Origin of the sequence: Streptomyces sp. 4F14, assembly GCF_048159485.1 — a bacterium.
In the GTDB taxonomy this organism is placed as follows: domain Bacteria; phylum Actinomycetota; class Actinomycetes; order Streptomycetales; family Streptomycetaceae; genus Streptomyces.
This window is the reverse complement of record NZ_JBLRVY010000281.1, coordinates 1-353: the sequence shown is the minus strand read 5'-3', so window position 1 is coordinate 353 and position 353 is coordinate 1. Positions and strand designations below refer to the sequence as shown.

1 pseudogene is annotated in these 353 nt (G+C 74.5%); it reads left to right on the top strand.

From position 1 onward, the window contains the following. Window positions 1-337, top strand: a pseudogene (locus tag ACLZOT_RS50725) (tetratricopeptide repeat protein); the annotation flags it as partial. Window positions 338-353 lie beyond the last annotated feature (16 nt).

Genomic DNA, 353 nt, shown 5'->3' with positions numbered 1-353 from the left:
GCTCAGGATCCGCGAACTCACCGCGTACATCGCCTACTTGGCGGGCGACCCGGAGCGCGCCTTCGCCCTCTCCCTGGACGTGGCGCGCAGGCACCACCGGGCCCGGGACGGGGAGGCGGCGTACGGCAGCCTCCATGGCGCGGCCACGGCCTGGCGTGCCGTACGGGATCCGGCACTCGGTCTGCAGCTGGGCCGGGAGCTGCTCGGGCTGTGGGGCGAGCTCGTGGCGGAGGGCGGTCCGGCCGCCGAGGAGGTCGAGGAGCTGGAGTCGGCCCGTGCGCGCATGGACCGTCTCGCCACCCGAGCCGCCAAGTCGGCCGAACCGCCCGGCAACTGACTCAGAGGGTCACTCC